Source organism: Ruegeria sp. YKSD179, from assembly GCF_059612885.1.
The window spans coordinates 65,818-81,440 of the sequence record NZ_JBXWRL010000020.1 but is presented as its reverse complement, the minus strand read 5'-3'; the positions used below and the strand labels follow the sequence as shown (position 1 = coordinate 81,440).

Below are 15,623 nucleotides of genomic sequence, written 5' to 3'. Positions count from 1 at the left end.
AAAAGCGGGATCTGAGATGGCCAAAGCGCCATTCCACGCGTTGACATCAGCGCCAGAAATGTACCTGCGATGGTTCCAATCAAAGTTGAGGCTGCGGCAATGTTGATGGTCTCTACCAAAGCGGGGAAAAAGGCTACAAGATGCAAAGGCATCTCAGCGATTTTCTCCCATGCTTCTGAGAGCACCACAGTTGGATAATCTAATATCCGATGCCAGCCATCGAAAAAGCTCCCGGCATTTCGATTGTCGGCAATACGAAACCCCGAAGCCATAACGGCTATGAATACGATCAGAAGAATGCCACCATAGACCCGTTTGCGTCGCGTCAGTGAAGTATATTCATCGCGGATTTGCGAAACGCTGAGGAACCCAGCGGTCTGGTCTGTCATGGAATGCTCCCGCGCGGAAATCGGGGCCTGATGAGACACCAGACCCCAATATATTGAACTGCTAGCTTAGTTTGACTTCAGCTTGCGTGCTTCGATGATGATTTCATAAGCGTCATGTGTGATCGGCTCAAACGCTTTGGCTTCACCTGCCGCTACGCCGTAAAAGCAATCGCGATCTTTCACGGCCAGCCCCGCCATCAGCGTTGTCATTTTCTCTTTGACGTCAGCTGGAAGGGCCGTACGCAGAACAATCGGGCCTTCTGGGATCGGCTTTGATTGCCAGATCATGACCATGTCGTTCATATCGACCAAGCCCGCATCAACCGCGCGACGCAATGCGCCCGAGTTAAAGCCGTCTTCCCAATCGCCCAGACCATCGGCCCAGGTCACGCCGCCATCAACGTCCCCATTGTTGACGGCAACGATGGTCTGCTCGTGTCCTCCTGTGAATTTAACTTCACCAAAGTAGTCACCAGAGTCCATGGTCGCGCCAGTGGCTTGAGGGATTTCAATCGACGGGATCAAATAACCGGATGTCGAGTTCGGGTCACCGAAACCAAAGGTCTTGCCCTTCATGTCTTCCAGCGAGGTTATGCCGCTATCCTTACGGGCAAAACCGATCGAATAATAACCATAGCCGCCATCGACATTGACTTTAACCAGTACCGGCTCGACCGCTTCGGGATCGCTCAGATACGTCTTTGCATAGCCCGACGCGCCAAGCCATGCCATGTCGATTGTACCACCCAGCAAACCCTGAATGACACCATCATAGTCCGCAGGGGCGAACAGTTTGGTTTCAACGCCCAGCTCTTCTTCGGTGTACTTACGCAAACACTCATTATTGTTCAGGCGATCCTGCGCGTTTTCGCCGCCCAAAAGGCCGATGCGAAACTCGCTGATTTCCTGAGCAATGGCCGGTGTGGCCATAACCGTGGTCGCAACAAGGGCAGCAACTATTTTTTTCATCTGTCTCTCTCCAGGTTGATGTCCCCGGCCTCTCATCAGACCAGGTGATGAAAGGTTTTTGTCGGCTTAAATGGTTGCTTCAGCTTCCATAAGAGCCTTTTGCGTGGCGTCGAGCGTATCGATCTCGGTTGATGTCGCTTCTTCTGAAAAGCTTGTATCGGCACCGTAGATTTCGCGTGCGACTCCTGTCGTGAGCTGCTCGGGCAACCCGTCGAATACTATGCGACCATCCCGCATTCCAACGACGCGATCACAATACCGACGCGCGGTATCCAGTGTGTGCAGATTGGCAATTACAGTGCGACCGTCTTCCTCGTGGATACGACGCAGCGCCTGCATCACGACCTGAGCGTTCATTGGGTCCAACGAAGCAATGGGCTCATCTGCCAGAATAATCCTCGGGTCTTGCATCAGGGCGCGGGCAATGGCGACCCTTTGTTGCTGACCTCCCGAAAGGGCTTCGGCCCTTTTCGGCGCGTGCTCGGCAATACCAAGACGATCAAGAATATCGATTGCCCGATGGATTTCCTCCATCGGAAATAGATTGAACATTGTCGCCAGTGTCGAGTGCCGATTCAGCGTTCCATGCAGCACGTTTGACACAACGTCCATGCGCGGAACCAGATTGAACTGCTGGAAGATCATTGCGCAATCGGCTTGCCATGCCCTTTTTTCGCGGCCCTTCAATGTTGTAACATCGCGGCCTTCAAAAACAATTTTGCCATCGCTGGCATCCGTAAGTCGATTGACCATCCGCAGAAGCGTTGATTTCCCTGCGCCTGACCGACCGATAATTCCAATCATGCAGGGCTTGTCGACGTCCAGCGTTGCAGAATCTACGGCGATATTGCCGCCAAAGCGTTTGGTCAGTTTCTCGATCCGCAGCACGTGCCACCCCCAATTGACTTTGGAGGTCAGCTATAGACGGCGGCCAACGAATATGTGTCGGTTTGATGAAAGTTTTGTAAATGCCGGTATTGCGCCGCAAGCTCTACACTTTGTTAAAAATCGCGGATATACGCGCTGATAAATCCATGTATTGCATGAGGCCAAAATGAGCTTTGACCGTAAGATCAAGATCGCCCCTTCGATCCTTTCTGCCGATTTCGCAAATTTTGGGCAGGAAATTCAGGCCATCGAAGCACAGGGGGCAGATTGGGTTCATGTTGATGTCATGGACGGTCATTTCGTTCCCAATCTCACTTTTGGACCCCCGGCAGTCAAAGCATTTCGTCCGCATGTGAAAACGGTAATGGACGTACACCTAATGATCACGCCGGTCGATCCATACATTCAGGCCTATGCTGATGCAGGAGCGGACATCCTGACGGCGCACATCGAAGCTGGCCCGCACATTCATCGTACATTGCAGGCGATCCGGGCGGCGGGAATGAAAGCAGGCGTTGCGCTGAACCCTGGCACGTCGGCGGAATCCGTAGAACACCTGCTGGATTTGGCGGATTTGGTTTGCGTGATGACAGTAAACCCCGGTTTTGGTGGCCAGAAATTCATCGACATGACCGACAAAGTGCGCCGTCTGCGCGAAATGATTGGGGATCGGCCAATACACATCGAAATTGACGGCGGCGTCGATCCTAGTACCGCACCTCTGGTCGCGGAGGCAGGTGCTGATGTGCTTGTTGCGGGATCGGCAGTATTCAAAGGTGGATCAGTAGAAAACCCGAATATCTACGGAGAGAATATCCAAGCCATCCGAACCGCAGCGGAACGCGCGTTGTCATAAAGTGCACTTCTTTCTATCTGCAGCCCCGTGAAAACTGAATTTTTAGATGGGTTGATAGTAGAAACTTATCGCTCGTAGCAAGTTTCAGTTATGCGCGTTCAGATCCTCGAAGGTTTTCCCTTCAGATACGAGTTGTTCCAGCAACGGCGCTGGTTGCCAGAAAAACGAGTCTTCGTTCGACCATTTCCGAATGTCTTCTAGTATTCCGGGCAAACCCTGCAAGTCCGCCCATTTCAATGGCCCCCCAAAAAAACGCGGAAAACCGTAGCCAAACAGCAATGTTACGTCGACATCCAGCGGACGACTTGCGATGCCTTCGCCAACGACTTTGGCGGCTTCGTTAACCATCGAGGCCATGTAACGGCGTAAAATCTCTTCGTCTGAAAATGAGCGCGCGACGATACCCTGTGCATCACGATCTGCCTCAACCAGAGACATGACGTCAGGATTTGGCGTGCCAGTCCGTTTACCTGGTTCGTAGACGTAATACCCCCTGCCCGTCTTTTGACCGAAATGCCCTGCCTCGCACAGCTTGTCGGCATATGTGCTGTCGCGGGCTTGAGGGTTCAGCCCTTCTGCTCTTTTCCTTTTGCGCATCGCCCAACCGATATCCAGACCAGCAAGGTCGGACACAGCAAATGGTCCCATGGCAAAACCGAAATCAGTCAGCGCCTTGTCAATCTGATAAGGGGTCGCCCCATCCAAAACCATATGATCGGCACAAGCTCTGTAGGTATTGAGAATGCGGTTCCCAATGAAACCGTCGCAAACTCCTGCGCGAACGGAAACTTTGCCTAATCGACGCCCCAAAGCAAACCCAGTGGCCATAACCTCCAAAGACGTCTCATCCGCCACAACGACCTCAAGCAACTTCATCACGTGGGCGGGGGAAAAGAAATGCAACCCAATTACATCTTGGGGCCGTGAAGTGGTCGCCCCTATCTCGTTAATATCCAGATAGGACGTGTTTGTCGCCAAAACCGCACCTGGTTTACAAACCGCATCCAATGACGAGAACACTTGCTTCTTTACCTCCATGTCCTCGAAAACGGCCTCGACCACCAGATCGACGTTGCTGAGTGCACCATAGTCTATAGCCAGAACAAGCCGGTCTTGGAGAATTTCGTCAAAATCGCTTTGGCTCAGCTTACCTCGTTTAACCGCGCCGTTTAGGTTGGAGGCAATTCGGTTCTTTGCAGCGTGGGCCGCTTCATGCGACATCTCAAGCATCACAACTGGTAAGCCTGCCAATAGTACCGCAGATGCAATTCCGGCCCCCATCGTGCCGCCGCCGACAACACCAACCTGATGCAGGATCCGCGGTTCGACACCTTTCAATTCGGGTAGCTTGGCAACTGCTCGCTCGGCAAAAAAGGCGTGGATCAGACCCTTGCGCTGGTCTGTGCCCATAAGCTCCAGAAACAGCTCGCGCTCGCGTGCCAGCCCCGCCGCAAAACTATCGGCTTCGCAAGCGGCTTGCACCGCCCGCACGGCCACCGCCCCGGATAACTGCCCCCGACCTTTTTTCAGCATTGCTTCGAAGGCTGCGTCAAAGTCGATCCCGGCAGGCGAAGGCAGCTCCGAAATTGGCCGACGCGGCGCTGATCGTTGCAAAAGCGCCTGCACGTAACTCAGACCGATCTCGCAAGGATCACCATCCTGAACTTCGTCCAAAATACCCAATTCTAATGCTTCGGGCGCAAGTACGTGGCGTCCGGATGTAATGATTTCCAACGCAGCGCTGACACCTGAGATACGCGGTAGGCGCTGACTGCCACCTGCACCTGGGATAAGCCCCAAATTGACTTCGGGGAAACCAATTCTGGTTGTGGGAATGGCTGTGCGATAGTGGCTGGATAGCGCAACTTCAAGCCCCCCGCCCAGCGCTGCGCCGTGCAGGGCGGATACCACCAGCAACGGTGAGGATTCAATGCGGTCGCACACATCCGGCAGAAATGGCCGAACTGGTGGCTTACCGAATTCACGTATGTCTGCGCCGGAAAAATACGTACGGCCCTTGCCATAGATCAATACTGCCTTTGCTCCATCCACCTCGGCGCTCTCTAAACCGTTGATAATCCCCTTACGTATTTCTAAGCCGAGCGCGTTGACCGGAGGATTGTTGGCAGCAAGGACGGCAACATCACCTATCTTCTCATACTCTATTGCCTGCGACATCCCACTTAGTCTCCCGTGAAAACCTGAAATTTTCTGAAATCGACAAAAGACTGGCGCGAGCTGACGAGCTGTTCAACCCTAATTTCCAGTTTGTCATTTTGAACACAAGAATTGACCCCTCGAAGAAGTGAAAAAAACTTCGTGTTAGTGGCACTCGATTATCCCAAAATATATAGCTGGGGGTGTTCAACTACGCTGAACCCAAAAAACCGGATGCATCTGGTTTGTAGTTCCGAAACTTCAGAAATTCTGTCCGCGCATATCGGTTATGTACAGCCTAACCCGCCTGAACGGGTAGTTATCGATTACGTTTCAAGGCGAAAAAATCATAATCAAAAAGAGACATCGAATATGCAACCTTCAATGAAGGTCGGTACCAAGTTCAATGCCTTGTCCGCAGGTGGCTACGATCTTTAAAAGAGCGCCGCCAAAGCGCTGACTAAGTTCGAGAAGGTACACACCAAAGCCCAGAAAGTTCAGGCTTATTGGGACATGTCTGAAGCGGAAATTGCTGCGCAGGGTCTTCAGCGTCAAGCCATCCTTCGAATGGTAATGGTAATACCCAGTGTGATCTGATCTCGAATGTTCCGCCCACCAGAAGAAGGTGTTGAAATCCCCCAACCTGAAGCTTGCAGTCTGACGAGTTGATTTCACTTTTTATGTTACCGATTTTTGTCAATTTGGATTTTCGTGTTACATTTTTCTTGTCCCGAATCGACTGGGCGAATATTAACCGACCCAACGGTCACCTAATCAAATTACCACGGTTTCGGAGAAGCCCTTTAAATGGAAGCATTTATCTGTGATGCACAACGTACCCCCATCGGGCGGTATGGCGGAAGTTTAAGCCAGGTGCGCACCGACGATCTGGCCGCCATTCCACTTTCCGCATTGATTGCGCGAAACCCAGAAACCGATTGGGCCAGCGTGGATGATGTGATCTACGGCGATGCAAACCAGGCCGGGGAAAGCAATCGCAATGTCGCTCGGATGGCAGCCCTTTTAGCAGGACTGCCTGTCGATGTCCCCGGTACGACTGTCAACAGATTGTGCGCCAGCGGCATGGACGCGGTGGGTATGGCGGCGCGGGCACTACGCTCTGGTGACTATGACCTGGTCATCGCCGGGGGCGTTGAAAGCATGACTCGCGCGCCTTTCGTTATGCCAAAAGCAACTTCACCCTTCACCCGCGACAATGCAGTTTATGACACGACTATCGGTTGGCGGTTTGTGAACCCGAAGATGCAGCAGAAGTTTGGTATCGACTCGATGCCTCAAACAGCGGATAACGTTGCGGAAACATATGGCATCAGCCGCGAAGATCAGGATGCCTTTGCCGAACGCAGCCAGGCCCGTTGGGCCGCGGCGCACCAGACCGGGGTGTTTGAGGAGGAGATCACCCCGGTCACAATCCCTCAGCGCAAGGGTGAACCGATTGTATTCGATACCGACGAACATCCTCGTCCAGGTACGAACGCGCAAAAACTTTCTACGTTAAAGGGGATCAACGGACCTGAAAAAACCGTGACAGCCGGGAATTCCTCGGGTGTCAACGACGGTGCCGCTGCAATATTGCTGGCCAATGAACAGACTGCAACGCGCAATGGGCTAACCCCGATAGCACGCGTCGTCGGCATGTCGGTCGCCGGGGTCGAGCCTCGTGTTATGGGGATTGGCCCTGTTCCCGCCACTCGAAAAGTGCTGGCCCGCGCCGGATTGAGCATCAACCAGATGGATGTGATAGAATTGAACGAGGCTTTTGCTGCACAAGGTCTGGCCACCCTGAGAGAGCTGGGCATTCCTGACGACGCGGCACATGTGAACCCAAATGGCGGAGCAATTTCCATCGGCCACCCGCTGGGCATGTCTGGTGCCAGGTTAGTGATGACCGCAGCATTTCAATTGCGTCGCGCCGGAGGCCAATATGCGCTTTGCGCTATGTGCGTCGGAGCCGGCCAAGGCGCAGCAATAATTCTCGAACGCGTCTAAGGGAGGAGAGCCCGCATGTACGCTCAGATGATCAAGACGGCTAGAACCGGCGTAAAGTCCCGTGAAGAAATGACGGAACAGGAACGTAAGTTTCAGGAAAAGATCGACGCAGATATCAAGATCGAGCCCAAGGACTGGATGCCCGATGATTACCGTGCGACCCTGATCCGGCAAATTAGTCAGCATGCTCATTCCGAAATCGTTGGACAACTGCCTGAGGGTAACTGGATAACCCGCGCCCCTACGCTTGAGCGAAAAGCAATTCTGCTGGCCAAGGTGCAGGACGAGGCTGGGCACGGTCTCTACCTGTATTGCGCGGCTGAGACACTAGGCGTCAGCCGCGATGAGTTAACCGAAATGCTGCTGGACGGTCGAATGAAATATTCGTCGATCTTCAACTATCCGACACTCAATTGGGCAGATATCGGAGCAGTCGGGTGGTTAGTAGATGGCGCAGCGATCATGAACCAGGTACCGCTTCAACGCACGTCCTATGGACCCTATTCGCGCGCCATGATCCGAATTTGTAAGGAAGAAAGCTTTCACCAGCGACAGGGATATGACGCGATCCGCAAGATGGCAGAAGGTACGCCCCAACAGCGTAAAATGGCGCAGGATGCATTAAACCGCTTTTGGTTCCCGTCTTTGATGATGTTTGGACCTTCCGACAAAGAGTCGGTGCACTCGACGCAATCGATGGCTTGGAAAATCAAGATCAATACCAATGACGAACTGCGTCAGAAATTCGTGGATCAAACAGTGCCACAAGCCGATTACCTCGGACTGACAATTCCTGACCCAAATTTGAATTGGAACGATGAGCGCGGACATTACGATTTCTCGGAACCTGACTGGTCCGAGTTCTTTGACGTCATCAAGGGCAACGGCCCATGCAATGTCGATCGGCTTGCAGCACGTAACAAGGCGTGGGACGACGGCAAATGGGTGCGCGAGGGGCTATTGGCACATGCCGGAAAGAAACGTGCAAGAAATCTTGCTGCGGAGTGACCATATGAACCCTCCTTCATCGCTACTTCGCATTTTGCTGCTGATTTGTGTCGCTTTTTTTCTTTGCATGGGGCTGGCGCATTTCAGCGGCCTCAAATGGCCGGTTCTGTTTGTTTACTTTGATACGCCTTACTACGCCTATCAGGACAAGATCATCTCATTCACTTTGATCACCTACGCATCCTTGTTCTTTGCGGCATCGCGCCATCTGATCGTAGTGCCCTACGCGCTGATTTCGATTTGGGGAACTGTTCTGGGACTTTCCGCCGTAAACCTGTCTTCAGCGCTACGTACCGTTTTAGAAAACCAAGGCACTCTTCCCTATTGGTTGCAAACGGTTAGTTTTGCGGCTTTGGCCGCAGTACTCACCCTTCTTTATCTTCGAGAAAAGGAGACAGCAGCATGAAAAACGAATGGCCACTATGGGAAATCTTCATTCGCGGTCAACATGGGATGAGCCACCGCCACGTCGGTTCGCTGCACGCCCCAGATTCTGAAACGGCGATCAAGAATGCGAGGGATGTTTATACACGGCGAAACGAGGGCGTTTCGATTTGGGTAGTGGAGGCGAATGACATTTCGGCGTCATCACCTGGTGACAAAGGGCCGATGTTCGAACCCAGCGAAAGCAAGGTCTACCGCCACCCAACTTTCTACGACATTCCAGACGACGTGGGGGCAATGTAATGACCCACGACGAAGCATTGGCACAGTTTCTGCTGCGGATGGGCGACAACACCTTGATCCTTGGGCACCGTGTTAGTGAATGGTGCGGCCACGCACCCGTGCTTGAGGAGGACATTGCGCTTGCCAATATTGCGCTGGATTTGATTGGTCAAACACAGATGTGGCTTGGGCTTGCGGGCCAAATTCAGGGCGGACAAAGCGCGGATGACCTGGCATTTCTGCGTGACGCGTGGGATTTTCGCAATGTCCTGCTGGTCGAAGTTCCTAACGGTGATTTTGGCCGGACCATAATGCGACAATTCCTGTTCGACGCTTGGCATTCAATCGTTTTGGAACAGCTGCAATCGTCTGCGGATGACCGCGTTGCAGCCATCGCTGCCAAAGCACGCAAGGAGGTTGCATATCATCTCGAACGTTCACGAGACACTGTGGTGGGTCTTGGCGACGGAACAGAGGAAAGCCATAGCCGTATGCAAGGGGCGCTGGATTATCTTTGGCCATGCGTAGGAGAGATGTTTGCTGTCGACGAAGTTGATGCGATAATGACTGACGCAGGCGTCGCTCCGAACCCATTGGATTTGCGCGCGCAATATGACGCGTTGATCGAAAAGGTTATGACCAAAGCGACGCTCACCATCCCAGAAAACAGATTTGAGCACAAGGGTGGTCGCGACGGACGGATGCATACAGAGCATCTGGGTCACTTGCTGACACAGATGCAATGGTTGCAACGCGCCTATCCCGGCGCAAGCTGGTAAGACCAATGCGCGTCTCAACCGATCAGGTTTGGGAATGGTTGGAAGCTGTTCCAGATCCCGAAATCCCAGTGATTTCAGTTGTGGATTTGGGCATTGTACGGGACGTGCGGTGGGATGCAGAAACGTTAAAAGTCATCGTGACACCGACCTATTCCGGATGTCCCGCGACCTCGGTTATCAATATGGATATTGAAACCGCGCTGCGAGATCACGGCGTTGAGCATCTGAAAATAGAGACCAGCATTTCGCCGCCATGGACGACAGAATGGATGAGCGAAAAAGGCCGGGCAAAGCTGGAAAAGTATGGCATCGCCCCGCCGCAACCTGCGGGCGGGCCACAGCGGTGCCCACATTGCGGCAGCAAGGCCGTTCAAAAGGTAAGTCAGTTTGGGTCAACACCCTGCAAGGCCCATTGGCGTTGTACTGAGTGCATGGAACCTTTTGATTATTTCAAATGCATCTGAGGAGGAGCACGGCATGGCTCGCTTTCACGATCTGAAAGTCACTGACATCTACAATACCATCCGCGATGCGGTTGTCGTGACTTTGGAACCTGTGAACGAAGATGCAGAAATGTTCGACTTTGCTGCCGGACAGTATCTGACTTTCCGACAGGAATTTGACGGAGAAGAGCTGCGGCGGTCCTATTCAATTTGTGCGGGCAAAGATGATGGCGTGTTGCAGGTAGGGATCAAGCGTGTGGACGGCGGCGCTTTTTCAAGTTGGGCAAACTCAGGCTTGAAAGTTGGTGACATTGTGCAGGCAATGCCGCCCATGGGCAGCTTTCACACGCCCTTGGACCCGGCCTCTGAACAGCATTACCTAGGCTTTGCGGGTGGGTCTGGCATAACCCCGGTTCTATCGATCTTACGCACAACTCTAGCCCGTGAGCCAAAATCACGTTTCACACTCATCTACGCAAACAAAGGCGTGAATACGATCATGTTCCGCGAGGAGCTAGAGGATCTCAAGAACCTCTACATCGGTCGAATGAACGTAATCCATGTTCTGGAAACCGATACGCAGGAAATTGACCTTTTTACTGGTTTGGTGACGCGGGAAAAATGTGCTCAGTTGTTTGAGCACTGGATAGACGTCGACAACGTCGACACAGCCTTTATCTGCGGGCCCGAGCCAATGATGCTGGGTATCGCGGCCGCCTTGCGCGATCATGGATTGGATGAAAGCCAAATCAAGTTCGAGCTTTTTGCCAGCGCCCAACCGGGACGCGTCAAGCGCAGGTTGGACGCAGCGAATAATCGAACTCAGGCCAATCAGACACAGGCGTCAATCACTCTTGATGGATCAACTCAAACAATATCGTTGCTCAAGGATCAATCCATTCTGGATGGAGCCTTAGAAAACGCCATGGATGCACCTTTTGCTTGCAAGGCAGGTGTCTGTTCCACATGTCGATGCAAGGTGATCGAAGGCGAGGTCGAGATGATGTCGAACCACGCGCTTGAGGATTACGAGGTCGAGAAAGGCTATGTTCTGAGCTGTCAGGCCTATCCCCTGACTGACCGTGTCGTCGTCGACTACGACCAATAGAGGAGAAAAGCCAATGTCAGACGCCATGTCCATCGACAGCTATCTCGCCGCAGGTGGCGTTTTGACAAACCCCACCAATGTCCCACCCAGATATCGCGCTGAGTTGATGAAACTGATGGCCACGTTTGTTGACAGTGAACTGGCCGGTGCGGCGGGTTTTGCGGACGCAATCAATCTTGGCCCGGGGATCAAGGAACGGATCGCCGCCGCACGTATCGTTCTGGAAAAAACGGACAGCGCCGAGCGCGTCCTGAGGATTATGGGGGAATTCGGAGTAGATACAGACAGATACGCCACGCATCACCCTTGGACGGCACGTTTGGCCCGCGGTGCTGATATTGGCGCCGTGCGCAGCGAACACGATATGCGCTTGGCTGTATTCAACTACCCGATTCAAGGTTGGACCGACGCTGTCGTAATGAACCTATTGATGAGCAACGCGGTGGTCGAACAACTGGCCGAGTTCTCATCAATCTCTTATCAACCGTTGGCCGAGGCATTCCGCGAGATTTCACCTATTGAAGAGCACCACGGTGAACTTGCTTTGGAAGGTGCCATCAAGTTGGTTGCACAAGGGGAAACCGAGACAATGCAAAACTCGGTAGACTATTGGTGGCCGCGCGTGGCGGCCAGCTTTGGTTCGGGGAACGTAGAAAAAACCGAAAACCTGAGAAAAATGGGCCTTCGTCATAAATCTGGCCCCGAACTTAAACGTAGTTGGACAAAAAAGGCGTCAGACCTTCTGGATCAACTGGGCCTGACGAAACCGTAAAGGGTTAACTGAGGCGCTTTCGGCTAATTAGGCCGTATTTCAAGGCAAACGACCTTAGCGATTTTCGCCGGGATTTTACCGATTTCAAACCCAACTTGGCCGAAGAACCGCCTTGGCGATTGAATTCAAAAACATCGATTATTTTTTCAGCGCAGCCACATGCCTCGCCCAGTCCGACTTTGGCGAAGTAGAACTTTTCAAATCGTTCGGGGTCATTCATTGCGAGCCTCCTGAGTCCAATTAACACTTAATTGCTTGGGGGCCCAATCAAACGCTTGCGAGCCAAGATTTAGAGTCCGCGCACACCCTCTAGCGCCAGATCACAGACCAACTGGGCATATTCCGTCCGCGCTTCGGCGTCCGCGTTGGTATTCCACATATAAAACCAGTTCAGCATCCCAAATATCGACATCGTAGTAGCCCGCAATTTGGCCGGGTTGCCCCGGAAAACATCAGGAGCAATGTCGCCAATGATGTCGCTCAGAAACTGCACCAACTCCCGCTGGTAACTTTTTAGAAGCTTTTGTTGATCTGGAGGCAACGCAGACATACCGCTGGTTTGAACCCGGTGTTCGTCATCCACACCTTGATACGCCAGTAGGATTTCCCGCACTGCCCTGCGCAGCTTGTCGGGCGCGGACAGGCCCCGCATATCCAATCCTAAAATTCCATCGCGCAACTGCCGCAGATAGGTGTCCAGCATATCGAACAAGATTGCGTCTTTGCTTTCGTAATAATGGTAGATATTGGCTTTTGATATTCCGCATTCGGTGGCTAGTTGCGTCATCGAGGCCCGATCGAACCCTTCGCGCGCGAAAACATGCGCCGCAGATTTAAGAATACGGGCGCGTTTGTGGTCGTGGTCTTTGGCGATCGTGCGGGCCAATCTGTTATCTCCAGAAAAGGGTTAGTTGTTCCGGTTGTCGATGACACGTCGGGCCTTGCCCTGGCTTCGCTCAACAGTGCCTGGTTCCCCGACATGGATTTCAGTCGAAAGTCCAACGACGTCTTTTATTCGGCGTTCCAGCTTTTGGGATGCCTCTTTCCGGCTAGCCTCATCAGAAACAGAAAGCATGGCTTCGACGTGAACGCGCATCGCGTCCATGTGGCCGGCGCGAAAAAGTTCGATTTGGTAATAAGGCGCAAGACCGACTGTTGCGAGCACCTGCTCTTCGATCTGACTGGGGAACACATTTACGCCACGCAGGATGATCATATCATCCGAACGCCCTGTGATTTTTTCCATACGTCTCATTGAGCGTGCCGTCCCCGGAAGCAGCCGTGTCAGATCGCGCGTACGATAGCGGACCATGGGCAGCCCTTCTTTCGTAAGCGTCGTAAAGACAAGCTCTCCCATTTCACCATCCGGCAATACCTCTCCGGTCTCTGGATCGATGATCTCTGGGTAGAAGTGATCCTCCCAAATCACCGGCCCGTCCTTAGTTTCAACGCACTCATTGGCAACACCCGGCCCCATGATCTCGGACAGTCCATATATGTCGACCGCATGCATATCGAAGGCTTGCTCGACTTCGGCTCGCATCGAATCCGTCCACGGCTCTGCCCCAAATACTCCCACGGCCAGCGAGCTTTGCCGAGGATCCAAACCGACCTTATGGAATTGCTCAAGAATGTTGAGCATATAAGACGGCGTCACCATTATCCCGTCTGGCTTAAAGTCGTTTATCAGGTCGACTTGTTTGGCGGTTTGGCCCCCGCTCATTGGGATGACTGTGGCGCCCAGGCGTTCAATTCCATAATGCGCGCCCAACCCGCCGGTAAACAGACCATAACCATAGGCGCAGTGGATGATGTTCCCCTGTCGCAACCCGCTGGCACGCAAGGACCGGGCGACCAAATCGGCCCAAGTATCGATATCGCCTTGCGTGTAACCAACGACAGTCGGCTTGCCGGTCGTTCCCGACGACGCGTGGATGCGTATGATTTGTTCGCGCGGCACGGCAAAAAGACCGAAAGGGTAATTGTCGCGCAAGTCATTTTTGTACGTAAACGGGAACCGGCCAAGATCTCCGAGCGTCTTCAGATCGTCCGGATGAACGCCTGCATCTTCAAACCTTTTGCGATACATGGGAACATTTTCATACGCGTGTCTAAGTGACCATTTCAGGCGATCCAACTGCAACCCGCGGATTTCATCAATTGATGCGATTTCGATTGGTTCAAGGTCCGCCTTGTTCGGTGTCAAATCTTTCATCCAATCCACCTCATCTCAGGTCTCCTCGAATACCGGGTTACCGAGTGCGCGGGAAAATCCACGAAACTCGGCAATTTTTAGGTTGTCTTGATTGATGACCGTCACATCGTAAATGCCGCTTCGCCCTGTCAGGTTCAGCTCTACAGCATGGGCTGTCAAACGATCGCCAGCTCTCGCTGGCGCGACATAACTGATAACGTTATGTTGCGCGACGGTCGAGCTGTTGCGACTGTTGCAGGCAAAGGCGAAAGCACTGTCGGCCAGCATGAACGTGACACCACCATGGCAAATCCCGTGCCCGTTACAGTGATGGCCCTCGACCAGCAAAGCGAGCGTTGCGGTCCCCTCGTCGATTTCGACGAGTTCCATTCCAACCCATTGCGAGGCTTGGTCCCGGCTCCACATAGCAGCTGCCGATTTTTCAGCACGTATTTTTGGCGTCATCTCATTCACCTCGGAAAACCGGGGCACGCTTTTCAAGGAATGCCGTGACACCCTCTGCGTAATCGGCGCTTCGACCGCAAACGCGCATTGCATCGGCCTCAACTTCTAGGTGTTCGGATAGATTGTTTGTCGCTGCCGTCTGAATTACTTGTTTTGTCATAGCAAGCCCAAGGGTCGGCCCGGAAGCCAGATCTGCAGTCAACGCGCGGGCTTCTGACATCAGTACGTCGTCCGGCACAGCTTTCCAAATCAATCCCCAGTCTTCCGCCTGAGACGCCATCAAGGGTTGCCCAGTAAGAGCCAGACCCTTTGCACGAGCCTCACCCAACAATCGCGTTAGGTGCCAACTGCCACCGGTATCGGGGATTAAGCCGACCTTCGAGAAAGACTGAATGAATTTCGCTGTCTCCGCGGCCAGTACAACGTCACAAGCTAAAGCGACGTTAGCTCCTGCACCCGCCGCGACACCGTTTACTGCGCAAACAACGGGAAAATTCAAAGACCGGATCAGGCGAACCAATGGCGCATAGTAAGTTCGAACCGTGCTTCCCAGATCCGGTGGCCCATCCATCTTAGCAGGGTTTCGATCCGCTAAATCCTGCCCGGCACAAAATCCACGCCCTGCGCCAGTGAGCAAAATTGCCCTTGCCCCACCGTCGCGGGCAACCTCAAGTGCCGTACGCAGGGCGAGATGCATTTCGTCGGTGAAACTGTTCAGACGATCAGGCCGATTCAGTGTGATTTCAACCCATTGACCATGGTTTCGCGAAAGAACTGTATCGGACATTTCCTGTTCGCCTTACAAGTGACCCAACAAAATTCTTGCATAAACCGAACGGTTGGTCAATAAATTATGGAGCCCTGTAAGCCTGCGACCTTAAGGTTCGCACTCGTGCGTTCAACAACATCCGGCTGAAAC

At 53.0% G+C, this 15,623-nt stretch carries 19 protein-coding genes; 9 read left to right on the top strand and 10 right to left on the bottom strand.

Annotated features, from left to right (window positions below):
* The 3 genes from AC2FNE_RS12035 to phnC all read right to left on the bottom strand — a co-directional run.
* Positions 1 to 389, bottom strand: a 389-nt coding sequence (locus AC2FNE_RS12035; RefSeq protein ID WP_496805457.1) for an ABC transporter permease family protein, incomplete at its 3' end; no start/stop codon positions are given.
* Positions 390 to 455: 66 nt separating this feature from the next.
* Complete coding sequence (gene phnD, locus AC2FNE_RS12030) at positions 456 to 1,358, bottom strand: phosphonate ABC transporter substrate-binding protein (protein ID WP_170474004.1); 903 nt, start codon at positions 1,356 to 1,358, stop codon at positions 456 to 458.
* Positions 1,359 to 1,424: 66 nt separating this feature from the next.
* Positions 1,425 to 2,246, bottom strand: coding sequence for a phosphonate ABC transporter ATP-binding protein (phnC, locus tag AC2FNE_RS12025; RefSeq protein WP_170474006.1), 822 nt, complete (start codon positions 2,244 to 2,246; stop codon positions 1,425 to 1,427).
* Between the two features lie 166 nt (positions 2,247 to 2,412).
* Here phnC and rpe point away from each other — a divergent pair, with 166 nt between their 5' ends.
* A complete protein-coding gene (gene rpe, locus AC2FNE_RS12020; protein WP_170474008.1) occupies positions 2,413 to 3,102 on the top strand; it encodes a ribulose-phosphate 3-epimerase in 690 nt (229 codons plus the stop codon).
* Between the two features lie 84 nt (positions 3,103 to 3,186).
* Here the strand turns inward: rpe and AC2FNE_RS12015 are convergent, their stop codons facing one another.
* A complete protein-coding gene (locus tag AC2FNE_RS12015) occupies positions 3,187 to 5,280 on the bottom strand; it encodes a 3-hydroxyacyl-CoA dehydrogenase NAD-binding domain-containing protein (protein WP_496805456.1) in 2,094 nt (697 codons plus the stop codon).
* A gap of 360 nt (positions 5,281 to 5,640) precedes the next feature.
* The gene (locus AC2FNE_RS12010) at positions 5,641 to 5,814 is read right to left on the bottom strand and encodes a hypothetical protein (RefSeq protein ID WP_170610392.1); all 174 of its coding nucleotides are present in this window, start codon (positions 5,812 to 5,814) and stop codon (positions 5,641 to 5,643) included.
* Between the two features lie 252 nt (positions 5,815 to 6,066).
* Here AC2FNE_RS12010 and pcaF point away from each other — a divergent pair, with 252 nt between their 5' ends.
* Genes pcaF through AC2FNE_RS11970 form a run of 8 tightly spaced genes read left to right on the top strand, consistent with a single transcriptional unit; the run spans position 6,067 to position 12,045 of the window.
* Positions 6,067 to 7,269 carry a 3-oxoadipyl-CoA thiolase gene (pcaF, locus tag AC2FNE_RS12005; RefSeq protein ID WP_170604499.1) on the top strand — a complete coding sequence of 401 codons (1,203 nt, stop codon included), beginning with the start codon at positions 6,067 to 6,069 and terminating at the stop codon, positions 7,267 to 7,269.
* A 15-nt stretch (positions 7,270 to 7,284) separates the two neighbouring features.
* Positions 7,285 to 8,277, top strand: a complete 993-nt coding sequence (gene paaA, locus AC2FNE_RS12000; RefSeq protein WP_496805455.1) for a 1,2-phenylacetyl-CoA epoxidase subunit PaaA — start codon at positions 7,285 to 7,287, stop codon at positions 8,275 to 8,277.
* Positions 8,278 to 8,281: 4 nt separating this feature from the next.
* Positions 8,282 to 8,683, top strand: coding sequence for a hypothetical protein (locus AC2FNE_RS11995; protein WP_170604495.1), 402 nt, complete (start codon positions 8,282 to 8,284; stop codon positions 8,681 to 8,683).
* A complete protein-coding gene (paaB, locus tag AC2FNE_RS11990; protein WP_170604493.1) occupies positions 8,680 to 8,964 on the top strand; it encodes a 1,2-phenylacetyl-CoA epoxidase subunit PaaB in 285 nt (94 codons plus the stop codon). Before AC2FNE_RS11995 ends, paaB begins: the two co-directional genes overlap by 4 nt.
* The gene (gene paaC / locus AC2FNE_RS11985) at positions 8,964 to 9,722 is read left to right on the top strand and encodes a 1,2-phenylacetyl-CoA epoxidase subunit PaaC (RefSeq protein ID WP_496805454.1); all 759 of its coding nucleotides are present in this window, start codon (positions 8,964 to 8,966) and stop codon (positions 9,720 to 9,722) included. The genes paaB and paaC overlap by 1 nt, the downstream gene beginning before the upstream one ends.
* Positions 9,723 to 9,727: 5 nt before the next feature.
* The gene (paaD, locus tag AC2FNE_RS11980; RefSeq protein WP_170604489.1) at positions 9,728 to 10,186 is read left to right on the top strand and encodes a 1,2-phenylacetyl-CoA epoxidase subunit PaaD; all 459 of its coding nucleotides are present in this window, start codon (positions 9,728 to 9,730) and stop codon (positions 10,184 to 10,186) included.
* Positions 10,187 to 10,199: 13 nt separating this feature from the next.
* A complete protein-coding gene (gene paaE / locus AC2FNE_RS11975; RefSeq protein ID WP_496805453.1) occupies positions 10,200 to 11,273 on the top strand; it encodes a 1,2-phenylacetyl-CoA epoxidase subunit PaaE in 1,074 nt (357 codons plus the stop codon).
* Between the two features lie 13 nt (positions 11,274 to 11,286).
* The gene (locus AC2FNE_RS11970) at positions 11,287 to 12,045 is read left to right on the top strand and encodes a Phenylacetic acid catabolic protein (RefSeq protein ID WP_170604485.1); all 759 of its coding nucleotides are present in this window, start codon (positions 11,287 to 11,289) and stop codon (positions 12,043 to 12,045) included.
* 4 nt (positions 12,046 to 12,049) lie between these two features.
* On the opposite strand, the gene AC2FNE_RS11965 is transcribed toward AC2FNE_RS11970, so the two are convergent.
* From AC2FNE_RS11965 to paaG, 5 genes are all read right to left on the bottom strand, one after another.
* The gene (locus AC2FNE_RS11965; protein ID WP_170604483.1) at positions 12,050 to 12,265 is read right to left on the bottom strand and encodes a hypothetical protein; all 216 of its coding nucleotides are present in this window, start codon (positions 12,263 to 12,265) and stop codon (positions 12,050 to 12,052) included.
* Between the two features lie 69 nt (positions 12,266 to 12,334).
* A complete protein-coding gene (locus AC2FNE_RS11960; protein ID WP_170604481.1) occupies positions 12,335 to 12,931 on the bottom strand; it encodes a TetR/AcrR family transcriptional regulator in 597 nt (198 codons plus the stop codon).
* 21 nt (positions 12,932 to 12,952) lie between these two features.
* Complete coding sequence (gene paaK, locus AC2FNE_RS11955) at positions 12,953 to 14,260, bottom strand: phenylacetate--CoA ligase PaaK (RefSeq protein ID WP_496805452.1); 1,308 nt, start codon at positions 14,258 to 14,260, stop codon at positions 12,953 to 12,955.
* Between the two features lie 15 nt (positions 14,261 to 14,275).
* Positions 14,276 to 14,704 carry a hydroxyphenylacetyl-CoA thioesterase PaaI gene (gene paaI, locus AC2FNE_RS11950; RefSeq protein ID WP_170474052.1) on the bottom strand — a complete coding sequence of 143 codons (429 nt, stop codon included), beginning with the start codon at positions 14,702 to 14,704 and terminating at the stop codon, positions 14,276 to 14,278.
* A 1-nt stretch (position 14,705) separates the two neighbouring features.
* Positions 14,706 to 15,491, bottom strand: a complete 786-nt coding sequence (gene paaG / locus AC2FNE_RS11945; protein ID WP_170604477.1) for a 2-(1,2-epoxy-1,2-dihydrophenyl)acetyl-CoA isomerase PaaG — start codon at positions 15,489 to 15,491, stop codon at positions 14,706 to 14,708.
* Between the last annotated feature and the right edge of the window lie 132 nt (positions 15,492 to 15,623).